19 protein-coding genes are annotated in these 16,961 nt (G+C 53.8%); 11 read left to right on the top strand and 8 right to left on the bottom strand.

Going from position 1 to position 16,961, the window contains the following annotated elements; genetic code table 11:
* Nucleotides 1–3 precede the first annotated feature (3 nt).
* The 6 genes from sufB (at nt 4) to ldtE (ending at nt 6,260) form a co-directional block, all read left to right on the top strand.
* A complete protein-coding gene (gene sufB, locus AC0LWE_RS04135; protein WP_059178154.1) occupies nt 4–1,491 on the top strand; it encodes a Fe-S cluster assembly protein SufB in 1,488 nt (495 codons plus the stop codon).
* A gap of 16 nt (nt 1,492–1,507) precedes the next feature.
* On the top strand, nt 1,508–2,254 hold the full coding sequence (gene sufC, locus AC0LWE_RS04130; protein WP_202693571.1) for a Fe-S cluster assembly ATPase SufC: 747 nt from the start codon (nt 1,508–1,510) through the stop codon (nt 2,252–2,254).
* The gene (gene sufD / locus AC0LWE_RS04125; protein ID WP_174342010.1) at nt 2,229–3,500 is read left to right on the top strand and encodes a Fe-S cluster assembly protein SufD; all 1,272 of its coding nucleotides are present in this window, start codon (nt 2,229–2,231) and stop codon (nt 3,498–3,500) included. The genes sufC and sufD overlap by 26 nt, the downstream gene beginning before the upstream one ends.
* Nucleotides 3,497–4,717 (top strand): cysteine desulfurase SufS, encoded by a 1,221-nt coding sequence (gene sufS / locus AC0LWE_RS04120; RefSeq protein WP_219346675.1) that lies wholly within the window; start codon nt 3,497–3,499, stop codon nt 4,715–4,717. Before sufD ends, sufS begins: the two co-directional genes overlap by 4 nt.
* 14 nt (nt 4,718–4,731) lie before the next feature.
* The gene (sufE, locus tag AC0LWE_RS04115; protein WP_216981489.1) at nt 4,732–5,148 is read left to right on the top strand and encodes a cysteine desulfuration protein SufE; all 417 of its coding nucleotides are present in this window, start codon (nt 4,732–4,734) and stop codon (nt 5,146–5,148) included.
* Between the two features lie 98 nt (nt 5,149–5,246).
* Nucleotides 5,247–6,260: a L,D-transpeptidase LdtE gene (gene ldtE / locus AC0LWE_RS04110; RefSeq protein WP_174342007.1), complete on the top strand. Its 1,014-nt coding sequence runs from the start codon at nt 5,247–5,249 to the stop codon at nt 6,258–6,260.
* A gap of 63 nt (nt 6,261–6,323) precedes the next feature.
* Here ldtE and AC0LWE_RS04105 read toward each other — a convergent pair whose 3' ends face one another.
* From AC0LWE_RS04105 to ynhH, 3 genes are all read right to left on the bottom strand, one after another.
* The gene (locus AC0LWE_RS04105) at nt 6,324–6,560 is read right to left on the bottom strand and encodes a major outer membrane lipoprotein (RefSeq protein ID WP_012017161.1); all 237 of its coding nucleotides are present in this window, start codon (nt 6,558–6,560) and stop codon (nt 6,324–6,326) included.
* Nucleotides 6,561–6,867: 307 nt separating this feature from the next.
* Nucleotides 6,868–8,289 carry a pyruvate kinase PykF gene (pykF, locus tag AC0LWE_RS04100; RefSeq protein ID WP_012017162.1) on the bottom strand — a complete coding sequence of 474 codons (1,422 nt, stop codon included), beginning with the start codon at nt 8,287–8,289 and terminating at the stop codon, nt 6,868–6,870.
* Nucleotides 8,286–8,492 (bottom strand): protein YnhH, encoded by a 207-nt coding sequence (gene ynhH / locus AC0LWE_RS04095; RefSeq protein ID WP_419720718.1) that lies wholly within the window; start codon nt 8,490–8,492, stop codon nt 8,286–8,288. The genes pykF and ynhH overlap by 4 nt, the downstream gene beginning before the upstream one ends.
* On the opposite strand from ynhH, the gene AC0LWE_RS04090 reads away from it, so the two are divergent.
* Nucleotides 8,402–8,671: a hypothetical protein gene (locus AC0LWE_RS04090; protein WP_156421711.1), complete on the top strand. Its 270-nt coding sequence runs from the start codon at nt 8,402–8,404 to the stop codon at nt 8,669–8,671. The two genes, ynhH and AC0LWE_RS04090, sit on opposite strands and share 91 nt — an antisense overlap.
* Here AC0LWE_RS04090 and AC0LWE_RS04085 read toward each other — a convergent pair.
* Nucleotides 8,668–9,813, bottom strand: coding sequence for a trans-sulfuration enzyme family protein (locus AC0LWE_RS04085; protein WP_219346674.1), 1,146 nt, complete (start codon nt 9,811–9,813; stop codon nt 8,668–8,670). The two genes, AC0LWE_RS04090 and AC0LWE_RS04085, sit on opposite strands and share 4 nt — an antisense overlap.
* Before the next feature lie 10 nt (nt 9,814–9,823).
* Nucleotides 9,824–11,194, bottom strand: a complete 1,371-nt coding sequence (locus tag AC0LWE_RS04080) for a pyridoxal-phosphate dependent enzyme (RefSeq protein ID WP_219346673.1) — start codon at nt 11,192–11,194, stop codon at nt 9,824–9,826.
* A 398-nt stretch (nt 11,195–11,592) separates the two neighbouring features.
* Here AC0LWE_RS04080 and AC0LWE_RS04075 point away from each other — a divergent pair, with 398 nt between their 5' ends.
* The 4 genes from AC0LWE_RS04075 (at nt 11,593) to fumD (ending at nt 14,440) form a co-directional block, all read left to right on the top strand.
* Complete coding sequence (locus AC0LWE_RS04075; RefSeq protein ID WP_202666906.1) at nt 11,593–12,615, top strand: methionine ABC transporter ATP-binding protein; 1,023 nt, start codon at nt 11,593–11,595, stop codon at nt 12,613–12,615.
* Nucleotides 12,608–13,276, top strand: coding sequence for a methionine ABC transporter permease (locus tag AC0LWE_RS04070; protein ID WP_059178143.1), 669 nt, complete (start codon nt 12,608–12,610; stop codon nt 13,274–13,276). The genes AC0LWE_RS04075 and AC0LWE_RS04070 overlap by 8 nt, the downstream gene beginning before the upstream one ends.
* A 37-nt stretch (nt 13,277–13,313) precedes the next feature.
* A complete protein-coding gene (locus AC0LWE_RS04065) occupies nt 13,314–14,126 on the top strand; it encodes a MetQ/NlpA family ABC transporter substrate-binding protein (RefSeq protein ID WP_059178142.1) in 813 nt (270 codons plus the stop codon).
* A gap of 104 nt (nt 14,127–14,230) precedes the next feature.
* The gene (gene fumD / locus AC0LWE_RS04060) at nt 14,231–14,440 is read left to right on the top strand and encodes a fumarate hydratase FumD (RefSeq protein ID WP_012017168.1); all 210 of its coding nucleotides are present in this window, start codon (nt 14,231–14,233) and stop codon (nt 14,438–14,440) included.
* 246 nt (nt 14,441–14,686) lie between these two features.
* Here the strand turns inward: fumD and AC0LWE_RS04055 are convergent, their stop codons facing one another.
* From AC0LWE_RS04055 to AC0LWE_RS04045, 3 genes are read right to left on the bottom strand one after another with little or no spacing between them, the layout of a single operon-like run.
* Nucleotides 14,687–15,373, bottom strand: coding sequence for an amino acid ABC transporter permease (locus AC0LWE_RS04055; RefSeq protein ID WP_219346672.1), 687 nt, complete (start codon nt 15,371–15,373; stop codon nt 14,687–14,689).
* Nucleotides 15,370–16,146, bottom strand: a complete 777-nt coding sequence (locus AC0LWE_RS04050; RefSeq protein ID WP_219346671.1) for an amino acid ABC transporter permease — start codon at nt 16,144–16,146, stop codon at nt 15,370–15,372. The genes AC0LWE_RS04055 and AC0LWE_RS04050 overlap by 4 nt, the downstream gene beginning before the upstream one ends.
* Complete coding sequence (locus tag AC0LWE_RS04045; RefSeq protein ID WP_474264846.1) at nt 16,146–16,961, bottom strand: amino acid ABC transporter ATP-binding protein; 816 nt, start codon at nt 16,959–16,961, stop codon at nt 16,146–16,148. The genes AC0LWE_RS04050 and AC0LWE_RS04045 overlap by 1 nt, the downstream gene beginning before the upstream one ends.

The following is a 16,961-nucleotide window of genomic DNA, read 5'->3' as shown; positions in this document are numbered from 1 at the left end:
ACTATGTCTCGTAATACTGAAGCAACTGACGATGTCAACACCTGGAGCGGCGGGCACCTCAATTACAAAGAGGGGTTCTTCACCCAGCTACAAACTGATGAGCTCGCAAAAGGCATTAACGAAGATGTCGTGCGGGCAATCTCGGCAAAGCGTAACGAGCCAGAATGGATGCTCGAATTTCGCCTGAGCGCATTTCGCGCATGGTTGGAGATGGAAGAGCCGCACTGGCTGAAGGCGCACTATAAACATCTGAACTATCAGGATTACAGCTATTACTCCGCGCCGTCCTGCGGTAGCTGTGACGATACCTGTGCCTCACAGCCTGGCGCTGTGCAGCAGACCGGGGAAAATAGTTATCTGAGTAAAGAGGTGGAAGAGGCGTTTGAACAGCTCGGCGTGCCGGTCCGTGAAGGACGCGAAGTGGCGGTCGATGCCATTTTTGACTCCGTTTCCGTCGCCACGACCTATCGCGGCAAGCTGGCGGAGCAGGGCATTATCTTCTGTTCATTCGGCGAAGCGATCCACGATCATCCGGATCTGGTGAAAAAGTACATCGGCACCGTTGTGCCGAGTAACGATAATTTCTTTGCTGCACTCAATGCCGCCGTGGCCTCTGACGGGACCTTTATTTACATCCCGAAAGGCGTGCGTTGCCCGATGGAACTGTCGACCTATTTCCGTATCAACGCTGAAAAAACCGGACAGTTCGAGCGCACCATTCTGGTGGCCGACGAAGGCAGCTACGTCAGTTATATCGAAGGGTGTTCTGCGCCCGTGCGCGACAGCTACCAGCTGCACGCAGCCGTGGTGGAAGTGATTATCCATAAAGATGCGGAAGTGAAATATTCCACCGTGCAGAACTGGTTCCCGGGCGATGGCAATACGGGCGGGATTTTGAATTTCGTCACCAAACGCGCGCTGTGCGAAGGTGAAAACAGCAAAATGTCCTGGACACAGTCAGAAACCGGCTCAGCCATCACCTGGAAATACCCGAGCTGCATTTTGCGCGGGGATAACTCCATCGGTGAGTTCTACTCCGTAGCGCTGACCAGCGGGCATCAGCAGGCCGATACCGGCACCAAAATGATTCACATCGGTAAAAACACCAAATCGACGATTATTTCGAAAGGGATCTCCGCCGGACACAGCCAGAACAGCTATCGCGGCCTGGTGAAAATCATGCCGACGGCCACCAACGCACGCAACTTTACCCAATGCGACTCGATGCTGATTGGCACCGACTGCGGCGCGCACACCTTCCCGTATGTGGAGTGCCGTAACAATACGGCTCAGCTTGAACATGAAGCCACCACTTCACGCATCGGTGAAGATCAGCTGTTTTACTGTCTGCAGCGCGGGATCAGCGAAGAAGATGCCATTTCGATGATCGTGAACGGCTTCTGCAAAGACGTGTTCTCTGAACTGCCGCTGGAATTCGCCGTTGAAGCACAAAAACTGTTGGCAATTAGCCTCGAACACAGCGTCGGTTAAGGATTAAGGAAAGCACATGTTAAGCATTAAAGATTTACAGGTCAGTGTGGAAGATAAAGCGATCCTGCGCGGGCTGAACATCGAGGTTCGTCCGGGCGAAGTGCACGCCATTATGGGCCCGAATGGTTCTGGTAAAAGCACGCTGTCGGCTACGCTTGCCGGACGTGAAGACTATGAAGTCGTCGGCGGAACGGTTGAATTCAAAGGCAAAGACTTGCTGGAACTGTCACCGGAAGACCGCGCGGGCGAAGGCATTTTCATGGCTTTTCAGTACCCGGTCGAAATCCCGGGCGTCAGCAACCAGTTCTTCCTGCAAACGTCTCTGAATGCGGTGCGGAAATACCGCGGTCAAGAAGAACTGGATCGTTTTGATTTTCAGGATCTGATGGAAGAGAAGATCAAACTGCTGAAAATGCCGGAAGATTTGCTGACCCGCTCGGTGAACGTGGGGTTCTCCGGCGGTGAGAAAAAGCGTAACGACATTCTGCAGATGGCGGTGCTTGAACCTGAGCTGTGCATTCTGGATGAAACCGACTCCGGGCTGGACATTGATGCGCTGAAAATTGTCGCTGATGGCGTGAACTCCCTGCGTGATGGAAAACGTTCGTTCATTATCGTCACCCACTACCAGCGCATTCTGGACTATATCAAACCGGATCACGTCCACGTGCTGTACCAGGGCCGTATTGTGAAATCGGGTGATTTTACGCTGGTCAAACAACTGGAGGAGCAGGGCTATGGCTGGCTTACCGAACAGCAGTAACGCGCTGCAGCAGTGGCATCGCCTGTTTGAAGCGCAGGGCAAAACGCGTTCGGAATACGCGCAGCAGCATCTGCAACACATGCTGCGGCTGGGCCTGCCGACGCGTAAGCATGAGAACTGGAAATACACCCCGCTGGACGGCTTGCTGAACAGCCAGTTTGTGACGCGGCTGGCGGACGTTAGCCCGGCTCAGCGCGATGCGCTGGCGCTGAATATTGACGCCGTGCGCCTGGTGTTTGTCGACGGGTGCTATAACCCGTCACTTAGCGATAGCACCGAAGGCAGCGGTTTTGACGTTGAGATTAACGACAATCGTCAGGCCTTGCCCGCGCCAGTGCAGCCGGACGTGTTTCTGCATCTGACCGAAAGCCTTTCTCCGAGCGTGACGCACATTCGCGTTAAGCGTAATCAGCGTCCGGCAAAACCGTTGCTGCTGCTGCATATCACGCAGGGTCTTGAGGGCGACGAGGTCAACACCGCGCATTATCGTCACCATGTTGAACTGGCCGAAGGGGCCGATGCGACCATTCTTGAGCATTACGTCAGCCTGAACGAGACTGCGCATTTCACCGGCGCGCGCGTGACGATGAACGTCGCGGCGAATGCGCAACTGCATCACATCAAGCTGGCGTTCGAAAACCCGACGTGTCACCATTTTGCCCATAACGATCTCTTTATGGCAGCCGATGCGGCGGCGTTTAGCCACAGCTTCCTGCTCGGCGGTTCGGTGCTGCGCCATAACACCAGTACCCAGCTCAACGGCGAAAATACCACACTGCGCATTAACAGCCTGGCGATGCCGGTGAAATCTGAAGTGTGCGATACGCGCACCTGGGTTGAGCATAATAAGGGCTACTGCAATAGCCGTCAGATGCACAAAATTATCGTCAACGATAAGGGGCGTGCGGTGTTTAACGGCATGATCAATGTTGCGCAACACGCTATCAAAACCGACGGGCAGATGACCAACAACAATTTGCTGCTGGGGCGTTTGTCTGAGGTGGATACCAAGCCGCAGCTGGAAATTTACGCCGATGACGTGAAATGCAGCCATGGCGCGACGGTCGGTCGTATCGACGACGAACAGATGTTCTATCTCCGTTCGCGTGGGATTGACAAACAGGCCGCGCAGAAAATGATCATCTACGCGTTTGCTGCGGAACTGACGGAAGCACTCGGCGACGAAGTACTCAAACAGCAGGTGCTGGCGCGCATTGGTCAGCGTTTGCCTGGAGGCAAAGCATGAGTTTCCCGGTAGAGAAAGTGCGGGCGGATTTCCCTGTCCTGACCCGTGAAGTCAACGGTTTGCCGCTTGCCTATCTTGACAGCGCAGCCAGTGCGCAAAAGCCGAATCAGGTGATTGACGCCGAGATGGAATTTTACCGCCACGGCTATGCGGCCGTGCATCGCGGGATCCATACCCTGAGCGCGGAAGCCACGCAGCGTATGGAAACTGTCCGCACGCAGGTGGCGACATTCCTCAATGCCCGTTCGCCGGAAGAGCTGGTGTTTGTGCGCGGCACGACCGAAGGGATTAACCTGGTCGCCAATAGCTGGGGCAATGCCCAAGTGCAGGCGGGCGATAATATTGTGATCACCCAGATGGAGCACCACGCCAATATCGTGCCGTGGCAGATGCTCTGCGAGCGTGTAGGTGCGCAGCTGCGCGTCATCCCACTCAATGTGGACGGCACGTTGCAGCTGGAGCAGCTCGACGCGCTGCTCGATGCGCGTACGCGACTGGTGGCGATGACGCAGATCTCTAACGTGCTGGGCACGGAGAATCCGGTCGCTGAAATCATTGCGAAAGCGCATCAGGCTGGCGCAAAAGTGCTGGTGGATGGTGCGCAGGCCGTTATGCATCACACCGTTGACGTGCAGGTGCTGGACTGTGATTTTTACGTGTTTTCCGGCCACAAACTCTATGGCCCTACCGGTATCGGTGTGCTGTATGTGAAAGACGCTATTTTGCAGGCGATGCCGCCGTGGGAAGGGGGCGGATCGATGATCGCGACCGTCAGCCTGACGCAGGGGACGACGTACGCCAAAGCCCCGTGGCGGTTTGAAGCGGGTACGCCGAATACCGGCGGGATCATTGGGCTGGGTGCGGCAATCGACTACGTTTCGACGATCGGGCTGGATGCTATCGCAGAGTACGAAGCGTCTCTGATGCGCTATGCGCTCGCGGAACTGGCCAGCGTGCCGGATTTGACCCTGTATGGTCCTGACTCGCGTAAAGGCGTTATTGCCTTTAATCTGGGCAAACATCACGCCTACGATGTGGGCAGTTTCCTGGATAACTATGGCGTGGCGGTCCGCACGGGTCACCACTGCGCAATGCCGCTGATGGCGTTTTACCAGGTGCCGGCAATGTGCCGCGCGTCGCTGGTGATGTATAACACGACGGAAGAGGTCGACAGGCTGGTGACGGGGCTGAAACGCATCCATCACCTCCTGGGATAAGAGAGAGGCAAGAGATGGCCGCGTTGCCGGACAGAGATAAACTGTTGCGTAACTTTACCCGTTGCGCCAACTGGGAAGAAAAGTACCTGTACATCATTGAGCTGGGGCAGCGACTGCCGGTTCTCAGCGAAGAGGCACATAGCCCGGAGAATATTATTCAGGGCTGCCAGAGTCAGGTGTGGATTGTGATGCGCCAGAACGATGATGGCGTGATTGAGTTACAGGGTGATAGTGATGCGGCGATTGTCAAAGGCCTGGTGGCCGTCGTTTTCATTCTGTATCACCAGATGTCCGCGCAGGATATTGTCGCCTTCGACATTCGCTCGTGGTTCGAAAAAATGGCGCTGGCACAGCATTTAACCCCCTCCCGATCTCAGGGGCTGGAAGCGATGATCCGCGCAATCCGCTCCAAAGCCGCCAACATTAGCTAAACTAACAAAACAGCATTCATTCATGTTTCGCGAGGTGGTTCCCATCTCGCGGGTTTTTCAGCTTTCTGGCGTCCTGTCAGTGAATAAGGAATCTCAGCATGAAGCGCGCGTCTCTTATTACTCTTTTACTGATTAGCTCTTTCGGTGGCCTGCATTCTGCCAGCGCGATGGATTACCCGTTGCCGCCTGCGGGAAGCCGTCTTATCGGTCAAAATCAAACCTATTCCATTCAGGAAGGGGATAAAAATTTGCAGGCTATTGCCCGACGATTTAATACGGCGGCGCAACTGATCCTCGAAACCAATAATACGATTGCACCGGTCTATCCTGCGCCCGGCACGGTGATTACGATCCCGTCGCAAATGCTGCTCCCTGATACGCCGCGAGAAGGCATTGTGGTGAACCTGGCCGAACTGCGGCTCTATTATTTCCCGCCGGGTGAAAATATCGTCCAGGTCTATCCGTTAGGGATAGGGCAATTAGGACTGGAGACGCCGGTCAGCACCACGCGGGTAAGCCAGAAGATCCCTAATCCAACCTGGACGCCTACAGCGGGCATCAGAGCGCGCTCACTGGCTCAGGGCATCAAACTGCCGCCGGTAGTACCAGCAGGGCCTAATAACCCGTTAGGGCGCTTTGCGTTGCGTCTGGGGATAGGTAATGGGGAATATCTTATCCACGGCACCAGCGCTCCCGATAGCGTCGGGCTGCGTGTCAGTTCCGGGTGCATGCGAATGAACGCCCCGGATATCAAAGCGCTGTTTGCGCAGGCCCGCGTGGGGACGCGCGTGCAGATCATCAATGAACCTGTGAAGTTCTCGGTAGAACCGGATGGCAGGCACTACATTGAGGTGCACCGTCCTCTGGCGCAAACAGAAGGCGAGAACCCGCAAACCACGCCAATCCTCCACAACGCAGACTTTGCGTCTTTTGTGTCTCAGGAAGGGAATGACAAGGCGCTGATCGACAAAGCGTTAACGCGTCGTGCCGGGATTCCGGTCGCCGTGTCGGCCGGTAATGGCCCTTCTGCGAACAGTGCGGTGTTGTCGGTGCAGAACACTCGTGTTTCAGCGGCAGTCTCTGAAGGCGAGCAGGACGTGGTGATGCAGTAGGGATTCGCGGAAAACAGGCAAAAAAATGGCGCACAATGTGCGCCATTTTATTAACAGGTACTATTACTTACGGTATTTAGTAGCCTGGTTGTCCAGACGCTGGTTAGCGCGTGCTGCGTCGTCTTTAGCAGCCTGAACGTCAGAACGCATTGCGTTCACGTCGTTGCTCAGCTGATCAACTTTAGCGTTCAGAGTCTGAACGTCAGAAGACAGTTGATCGATTTTAGCGTTAGAAGAACAACCTGCCAGCATAGTAGAAGCCAGGATTACCGCGCCCAGTACCAGTTTAGTACGATTCATTATTAATACCCTCTAGATTGAGTTAATCTCCATGTAGCGTTACAAGTATTACACAAAGTTTTTTAGGTTGAGAATATTTTTTTGATGGGAATACCCTTAATTTTGATCGTTCGCTCAAAGAAACAACGAATCCGGGCAATTCTTTAAAAAAGCTATGTTAAAAAAGGGATTTATCATCGGATTCATCTTAGATAATTCACTCTTAAATAGAAAAACTCGATTTGCTTTTAGAATAAACATGGCGTTGTCAAAAATAAAAAAGCGCCCCGAGGGCGCTTTTTGTAAAAAACAATTCGTTTGTTAATGATTACAGCACGTGAACAGATGCCGTATTTGTGGTGCCGCTTGGAACCAGTGCACCAGAAACCATCACAACAACGTCGCCTTTACGTGCCAGACCACGATCGACCAGCTGCAGGGCAACTTCTTTACCCAGACGATAGAAATCGTCGGTAGAGGCAATCTCTTTGACCAGGTGTGGGATCACGCCTTTGCTCAGAACCAACTGACGCGCAGTGGTTTCGTTGGTCGTCAGCGCCAGGATGGTCGCGCTTGGGAAGTATTTACGCACGGCTTTCGCAGATTTACCGCCCTGGGTCGCTACAACGATCAGCGGCGCATCCAGTTTTTCAGCCGTTTCAACCGCGCCACGACAAACGGCTTCGGTGATACGCATCTTACGGCTATCGTTGTTGCTGTCCAGACGGCTGGTCATCACGCGGTCAGTACGCTCGCAGATGGTTGCCATGATGGTTACAGCTTCCAGCGGGTATTTACCCTTCGCGGACTCACCGGACAGCATTACTGCGTCGGTACCATCAATGATGGCGTTCGCGACGTCGCCGGCTTCTGCACGGGTAGGGCGTGGGTTTTTGATCATAGAATCAAGCATCTGTGTTGCGGTGATAACCACTTTACGCGCACGCACACATTTCTCGATCATCATCTTCTGCGCGAAGATAACTTCTTCAACCGGGATCTCAACGCCCAGGTCGCCACGCGCAACCATGATGCCGTCTGACGCTTCGAGGATTTCGTCGAAGTTGTTCAGGCCTTCCTGGTTTTCGATCTTGGAGATGATCTGGATGTTCTCGCCACCGTGGGCTTTCAGGTGTTCACGGATTTCGACAACGTCAGAACGCTTACGGATGAAGGAAGCAGCAACAAAGTCAACGCCTTGTTCGCAACCAAAGATCAGGTCCTGTTTGTCTTTTTCAGCCAGCGCTGGCAGGGCGATAGAAACGCCTGGCAGGTTAACGCCTTTGTTTTCGCCCAGGTCGCCGTTGTTCAGTACTTTACAAACAACGTTTTTGCCTTCGATCGCGGTGACTTCCATACCGATCAGGCCATCGTCCACCAGTACGGTGTTGCCAACAGACAGATCGCTGGTGAAGCCTTCATAAGTTACAGCCACGATATCGCTGTTACCCACAACGGTTTTATCCGTGGTGAAGGTGAAGGTCTGACCGGCTTTCAGGGAGACGTCGTTGCCGCCTTCCAGTTTAATGGTGCGGATTTCTGGGCCTTTGGTATCCAGCAGAATGGCGGCTTTTTTACCCGACTTGCTCATCACGTTGCGCAAGTTCTGAATACGCTGACCGTGTTCAGCATAATCGCCGTGAGAGAAGTTCAGACGCATTACGTTCATGCCGGCGTCCAGCATTTTGCTCAGCATCTCTTCAGATTCGGTTTTCGGGCCGATGGTGCAAACAATTTTCGTCTTTTTCATGACAGTCTTAGTCTTTTAAGTTGGGAAGGATATGGGAATCTCGCTCCGGGGGCGCACTGCCGCGGAGTCAAACCTGTGTTGCGAAATTTTAAATGGCACGCACTAAGGATAGGTGACATCAAATGAGCGTGCAGAAGAAAGTGTGCCTGAGTATCAGCCCAACGAAGGAGAGGAGAAATTTTACGTTGTTTTTTGTATTCCAAGGGCTGAAACCATTCACCAGGGATTAGGCGCGCATTATACGCTGATTTTCAGACAAAAGGAAAATGGAAACGGCGTTTCAAAAATAATCTGTGCAGTTTCACATAAGATTGTTATCAACGCGTTAAGGTGCCAGAGCAGGTTGTTGCGGCAGATGACCTCTCTGCCGCAAAAGGGTTAAATTGTCAGCGCGTGTTCCAGGTCGGCAATCAGGTCGTTCACATCCTCTATTCCGACAGACAGGCGAATCAGCTGTGGAACTATGCCCTTTGCCAGCCGCTGATCGAGAGGAATAGACGCATGGGTCATGCTGTACGGCTGGCTAACAAGGCTTTCCACACCGCCCAGGCTTTCGGCCAACGTAAATAATTTCAGCTTACGGATGATGTCCGTTGCCCGTTGCGCATCCCCTTTGACCACCACCGAAATCATCCCACCGGGCAGCGCCATCTGGGTGCGGGCAAGCTGATAATGTGGATGAGATTCCAGCCACGGGAACCAGACTTTTTCAATTTGTGGATGCTGCTCCAGCCGTTGCGCAATCGCCAGCGCATTCGCGCTGTGTTTTTCCATGCGCAACGCAAGGGTACGAATTCCACGTAACGTCAGGAAACTGCTGAACGGATCGAGGACGCCACCAATCGCATTTTGCAAATACCCCAGCTTTTCTGCCAGCGCGCTATTACTGCCGACCACCGCCAGCCCGGCGACCACGTCCGAGTGGCCGTTGAGGTATTTCGTCGCAGAATGCACCACGATATCAAAACCAAACTCCAGCGGACGATGAATGACCGGCGACGCAAAGGTGTTATCCGCGACGCTAATAATGTTATGGCGACGGGCGATATCGGCGATCCCCGCGAGATCGGCCAGTTTCAGCAGGGGATTGGTCGGGGTTTCCACCCATATCATTTTGGTCTCGGGGCGGATGGCCGCGTCGATCCCGGCAAGGTCGCCGGGCTCAACCCAGCTCACCTGCAGGCCTGAACTGCGTTTGCGCACATTCTCTATCAGGCGATACGTTCCGCCGTAAACATCGTCAATCGCGACAATATGGCTGTCTTTATCCAGCAGCTCCAGCACGGTGGCGATAGCCGCCAGCCCTGATGCGAACGCAAACCCGCGCGTGCCGCTCTCCAGTTCAGCGATGGCGGTTTCCAGCGCATGGCGGGTCGGATTGCCGCTGCGGGAATACTCGTATCCGGTGTGATTGCCGGGTGACGGTTGCGCAAATGTTGATGTGGCATAAATCGGCGGCATCACCGCGCCATGCTGATCGTGAAACTCGCCGCTGTGGACGCTTAACGTGGCCAGTGTTTTCATGGTGTTCTCCTTATTGTTGTAGACGGTTGCGCCAGACGGTGAGGACATCGCTGCGCGTTATCAGACCGAGAAAACGGTCATGGTCATTAATGACGGCGACCAGGCCGCGATCGAAAATCGGCTTCAGCGCGCTCTCTGGCGAATGTTTATCCAGCACTTCAACGTGACGGGTCATGGCGTGCGTCACGGGCAGGGCGAAACGCGCTTCGTCTCCCGCGATATGGCTGACCAGATCCCATTCATCGACGATGCCGACAACCTGGCCGTTCTCCAGCACCGGAAGCTGGGAAATGTCATACAGGCGCATTCGTGCCAGAACGGTGGCGAGCGTGTCATCGGGCGCGGCGGTCACGGTGGCCCCTTCGTCATGGCGTAGCGCAATGTAGTCAGACAGATCGCCCGATCGAGGACGCGCGATCAGCCCTTGCTGGCGCATCCAGTCGTCATTAAACATTTTCGACAGATATTTGTTGCCGCTGTCGCAGGCAAACGTCACCACCCGTTTGGGGGTGGTTTGCGCCTGGCAGTATCGCAGCGCCGCCGCGAGCAACGTACCGCTCGAGGAGCCGGCCAGAATGCCTTCGGTTTTCAACAGGTCGCGCGCAGTGGCAAAGGCTTCACGATCGCTCACGCGAAACGCCTGGTGCACCCCTTCGATGTGAGCCAGCGGCGGGATAAAATCCTCGCCGATGCCTTCCACCAGCCACGAACCCGCTTCCTGATAACGACCGGACTCCACCTGATCGGCCAGTACCGATCCGGCCGGATCGGCGAGGACAAACTCGGTGTGTGGCGAGTGCTCGGCAAACCACGCCTGCAACCCGCCAAGCGTCCCGCCCGATCCTACGCCAACCACAATGGCGTCAATGCTGCCGCCAAGCTGTTCAAACAGCTCCGGCGCGGTGGAGGTGCGATGAGCCAGCGGATTCGCCTCGTTATTGAACTGGTCAATATAAAATGCGCCTGGCGTCTCCTCTGCCAGCCGCTGGGCGTAATCCTGGTAATACGCCGGATGACCTTTATTCACGTCGGACCGCGTCAGCACAACGTGCGCACCCAGCGCACGGAGATGGAAGATTTTTTCGCGGCTCATTTTGTCGGGGACGACCAGAATTAAGGCATAGCCTTTTTGCGCGGCAATCAGCGCCAGCCCCAGCCCGGTGTTTCCGGCGGTGGCTTCAATAATGGTCCCGCCCGGTGCGAGCAGACCTTTACGCTCGGCTTCATTAATCATCGACAGCGCCACGCGGTCTTTAATGGAGCCGCCGGGATTCTGGTTTTCGAGTTTTAAAAAGAGTGAGCACGGACCGGTATTCAGTTTATGAAGCTGAATCATCGGCGTGCGGCCGATCAGTTCGGTAACGGAGTGATAAATCGCCATGGTCTTTTCCAGAAAAGGAACATGGCTGGATGATAGGACTGTGAAATCTACTCAATAAAGAACGTTTCACTGCCTTATAGAACGGAAAGTAATATAAATAACGTTTTTAGCGGTAAGGACTGCAAGCCGTCAAGTGCTCCAGATGGGAGGATGGCTATCTAAGCGCAAAATGCTGCAAAAATGCGCGTTTTTACGTCAACTACACCGTCACATATGCATCTGACAGATAATGATTGCTGAAAATAAGCTAATCCTCCTGCGGCCAGTTGCCACGCTACATATTTCTGGAGGTTATAAGAAAGACTATTTTGTTCATTTAAATCATGATAACGTCTGTTTATTATCGTTTGGACATCCATACTGCTAAACCGCTATATGCGTAACGGATAAGTAAAATAATGATTGTTCTCAGGAATATTTCGAAGGTTTTTGACAACGGGAAAGTGTCGCTCACCGCTGTTGATAACGTCAATTTGACGGTTGAGCAGGGACAGATTTACGGAATTATTGGCTATAGCGGCGCCGGAAAAAGTACGCTGATTCGCCTGCTGAACGGTCTGGAAAAACCGACGTCCGGCAATGTGACGATTAACGGTCATGACATCTCATCGGCGAAGGGCGAAGCATTGCGCCAGGCGCGACTGAAAATCAGCATGGTTTTCCAGCACTTCAACCTGCTGTGGTCGCGTACGGTCAATGAGAATATTGCCTTTTCCATGCAAATCGCGGGCGTACCGAAAAACAAAATTACGGCGCGGGTGGCTGAACTGGTGGAGCTGGTGGGCCTGACAGGACGCGAAAATGCCTATCCGTCCCAGTTGAGCGGCGGGCAAAAGCAGCGCGTCGGCATTGCGCGTGCGCTGGCTAATAACCCGGATGTGTTGCTGTGCGATGAGGCGACCTCTGCGCTCGACCCGCAGACGACCGATCAGATCCTTGATTTGCTGCTCGACATTAACCGTCGTTTCAAGCTGACGATTGTGCTGATTACCCATGAGATGCACGTTGTGCGCAAAATCTGCGACCGCGTGGCGGTGATGGAAAATGGTCAGGTGGTGGAGGAGGGCGACGTCCTGAGCGTCTTCACGCATCCGCAAAAACCGATTACCCGGCAGTTCGTACGCCAGGTGAGTCAGTATCACGACGAGGAGGCATTCAACCCGGAGCTGGCAAATGAACTTGAAGGCACCGTCATTAAGCTGACGTTTACCGGGCACAGCACGCACAAGCCGATTGTCGGTGAGCTGACGCTGCGTTACGGCCTGCCGTTTAATATCCTGCACGGCAAAATGACACAAACCGCCCACGGTGTGTTTGGCCAGCTATGGCTGCACGTGGTGGCGACAGAAGAACAATTGAACAATATCCTCGCCGACCTGAAGCACAGCGATATTGACGGTGAGGTAATTAAGCATGGCTGAAACACTTTTCCCGCATCTGAAATGGGATCAACTCTGGGCGGCGACGCTTGAAACGTTGTACATGACCGCACTGTCCGGGATCGCGACTTTTGTGCTCGGCATTGCACTGGGCCTGGCGCTGTTTTTAACCGCGCGCGGCGGGTTATTTCAGAACCGAACGCTGTATAGCGTGATCTCGATTGTGGTGAACGTGTTCCGCTCTATCCCGTTCATCATCCTGATTGTTTTGTTGATTCCCTTCACCAAAACGATTGTCGGCACCATTCTCGGTGCGAATGCAGCACTTCCTGCACTGATTGTCGGTGCGGCCCCTTTCTATGCGCGCCTGGTCGAGATCGCCCTGCGAGAAGTGGATAAAGGGGTTATCGAAGCGACGCGTTCAATGGGTGCACGACTGAGTACCTTAATTTTTCGGGTTTTATTGCCAGAATCATCCCCTGCGCTGGTATCAGGCATCACGGTAACGCTGATTGCCCTGGTGAGCTACAGCGCAATGGCCGGGGTGATTGGGGCAGGCGGTTTGGGAAATCTGGCTTATCTGGAAGGATTCCAGCGCAACCACGGTGACGTCACGCTGGTGGCAACGGTGACCATTTTAATCATCGTTTTCATTATCCAGTATTGCGGCGATGTCATGACTTCATTGCTCGATAAACGCTGAAATTACACATACTAAAAAACACACAGGAACCGACATCATGAAAAAAACACTGACACTGATTGCCGCCGCAACGCTGAGCGCCCTGAGTTTTGCATCCTGGGCGGACACCCTGACCGTGGGAGCGTCCAACACGCCACATGCCGAAATTCTGGAGCAGGCTAAACCGATTCTGGCAAAACAGGGCATCGATCTGGAAATCAAACCGTTCCAGGACTACATCCTGCCGAACACCGCGTTGGCGGGCCGTGACATCGACGCGAACTATTTCCAGCACATTCCTTACCTGAACAGCGTGCTGAAAGATCATGCAGGCGATAAAGATTACGATTTCGTCAGTGCAGGCGCGATCCACATCGAGCCTATTGGCATTTACTCGAAAAAATACAAGTCGCTGAAAGACCTGCCGGAAGGCGGCAAAATTATCATGCGTGATGCGGTCTCTGAAGAAGGTCGTATTCTTTCCATCTTCGAGAAAGAAGGCGTTATCAAGCTGAAGCCGGGCATTGATAAAGTAACGGCACGCATCAGCGATATCGTTGAAAACCCGAAAAAACTGAAATTCACCCCGAACGTCGAAGCCGCGCTGCTGCCGCAGATGTATAACAATGACGAAGGTGATGCGGTAGTGATTAACGCCAACTATGCCATCGATGCGGGTCTGGACCCGGTTCACGATCCTATCGCCGTCGAGAGCGGTGAAAATAACCCGTATGCCAACATCATTACGGTGCATCGTGGCGATGAGAAGAAGAAAGATATCGTGGCGCTGGTGAGCGTACTGCATTCAAAAGAAATTCAGGACTGGATCCGCACCAAATATAAAGGCGCAGTTATTCCTGTAAACAATTAAACATTTATTTTTTATTAAAGCCCGGCACATTGTGCCGGGCTTTTTCTTTGTATAGAACCAGTGAATCCTTTAAGCTAGGCGAAAAGGCCAATGGAGTGAGCAATATGGGCAATATCACCAAAGACGAAGCGTTGTATCAGGAGATGTGCCGGGTCGTAGGCAAAGTGGTTCTTGAAATGCGCGATTTAGGCCAGGAACCAAAACACATTGTTATCGCAGGCGTTTTGCGCACTTCGCTGGCAAACCAGCGCATCAAGCGCAGCGAGTTAACCACTCAGGCGATGGAAACCGTCATCAAATCGCTGGCGGGATAATCCTGGCAGCGTTACTTGTTTGCAATAGTAATACCCCGCGTTATTTATTTTCAGATGCCACTTTTGAAAATCAGCGTTAAAAATGACGCGCACATCATGTTTACCTTTAAATAAAATGTGCGAATCATTATTCCTCAAATCAAAAATGTTTTAATCAACAGCGTTATGAAATCCAAAAATATCTACTTGGTTGTATTCACCGCGTAAGCATGAAGGCGCATCGCGCATTCTCATCACGTACATTCCTCAAAACGCTGGCCGGGTTGCCCGCCAGCGTTTTGCTATTTGCTCCAGGGCGCAGCAAAGCAGGTAATACACCAAGCCGGTGAAGATAAAGATCGCTGCCGGGTAAATTTGCACCCGGTTATTGACCTGTCCGGCCACGGTCGTTAGCTCCGGAACGTTCACAATAAAGGCCAGCGACGTGTCTTTCAGCAGACTGATAAAAATCCCCAAAAGCGATGGCAGAATGGTGCGGAATACCTGCGGGAGTAATATTAACCATAGCGTTTGCTGCGTGCCAAAACCCTGCGTCAGCGCGGCTTCGTATTGCCCGGTCGGCAGGGCGCGAAGGCCCGCTAACACCGAGTGCATCACCGCCGCCGCGGTAAACCATGCCAGCGCCAGGGTTACGGTAACGGCACCGGGCATATCCCCACCGGTTAACAGTGGCAGCAAATACCACAGCCAGAAAATTACAAAGATAAGCGGAATACCGCGGATCACTTCGGCCCACACATAAAGCACCTTGCGCACCATGCCAGGGAAACGCCAGGCCAGACTTGCCAGTGCTATACCCGTGGGCAGAGCCAGAACCGCCGCGCCCAACGCCATCAGCAGTGTCAGCAACACGCCCCCGGGCTGGCCTGCGGAAAGCCGCCCCCACAGCAGATAATCCAGGTTATCGGTTATCACAGCCAGTCCGGCGATCATGCGTTTTCACTCCCTGTGGCAATCGTGATTTTTGGTGCTCGCTGAATACGCTTTGTGCAAGTGGGACCGAGTTTGCCCAGCAGCAGCCCCATTAATACGCCGGTCAGCAGGTAAAGCACCGTGCCGACGGTAAAGGCTTCCAGCGCATGCGCGTTATAACTTTCAATTTGGCGCACCTGATAGGTCAGCTCGGCAAAGCCAATGCCGCTGGCCAGCGAGGAGAGTTTCATTAAGTTCAGATACTGGCCAACAACCGGCTGCCACGCATGCGCGAGGCCTTGCGGGAGCAGGATAAAGCGGAAGATCTGCCATGAGGAAAACCCTTGCGCAAGCGCAGCCTGCCGCTGCCCGCGCGAGACAGCCTGTAACCCGGATTCAATTTCTTCAACCAGAAACGCTGAGGTGAACACGCCAAGTCCCCAGGCGGAACATAAAAACTCAGGCGTGAACCACCAGACGTCGCCCGGTAAAACAGACCAGGTGTGTTCGCCATTGATGTAATCCCGGAGCGTAAACGGCAGCCAGTTCCACGCCGCAAAATACCAGAACAGGAGTTGCACCAGTAACGGCGTATTGCGAAACAGCGATACCCAGACGGAAACGATGATATTGCCCGTTTTACCGCCAGCCGTGCGTAACAACAGAAACAGAATCGCCAGGCTGGTGGCGATGATCATCCCCGCCAGCGTCACCCACAGCGTGGTCAGGAAGCCGGATAAAATCCATTGCACAGGTTGTCCGGTCAACACACCTTGCCAGTCGAGCGCGGGCATTACGGCTGCTCCTGATGAAGCGGGTTTAACACTTTTTGCTGGAAACGGCGGGTGCGAGGATGTTCCGGATGCTGGAAAAATTGCGCTGGCGGGGCGGTCTCAAGGATCTCGCCGCCGTCAATAAACACCACCCGGTCAGCAATCTCACGAGCGAACTGCATCTCATGCGTTACCACAATCATGGTGATCCCGCTGTGGGCGAGGGATTTCATGACCTGCAGTACCTCGCCGATCATCTCGGGATCGAGCGCGGATGTCGGCTCATCAAACAGGATAATTTGTGGTGAGGACGCCAGTGCGCGCGCAATCGCGACGCGCTGCTGCTGCCCGCCGGAAAGCTGTGCCGGATAATGCTGCGCTTTTTCCACCATGCCGACATGTTCGAGCAGGGCTAGCGCGCGAGCCTGAGCCAGCGGCGGCGTCCAGCCGTGCACTTTTTCAAGCGCCAGACTGATGTTCTCAGACGCGCTGAGATGGGCGTATAGGTTGAATTGCTGGAACACAAATCCGACACGGCTTCGCAGTTGACGAAGGGCTGTGCCGGTCAGCGCGCGCGTGGGTTTGTTATCAATCAGTATGTCACCACCGTTCAGGGATTCGAGCTGATTGATGAGCCGGATCATGGTGGATTTACCTGAACCCGAGGGGCCGAGGATGGCCACCACTTCGCCGGGGGCGACGGTGAAATTTATCCCGTTAAGCACCTGATGGTCGCCGTAGCGTTTCACCACATTTCGGAACTCAACGCTGGCATGTTCCAGATGTGAAAAATCCGCGGCACGAGCCGCGGAGCGTGAGAATAAACCTGAGAGCAT

This window comes from Lelliottia sp. RD5 (assembly GCF_056032945.1).
The sequence above is the reverse complement of the archived record's forward strand: the minus strand, read 5'-3'. Positions and strand labels throughout refer to the sequence as shown.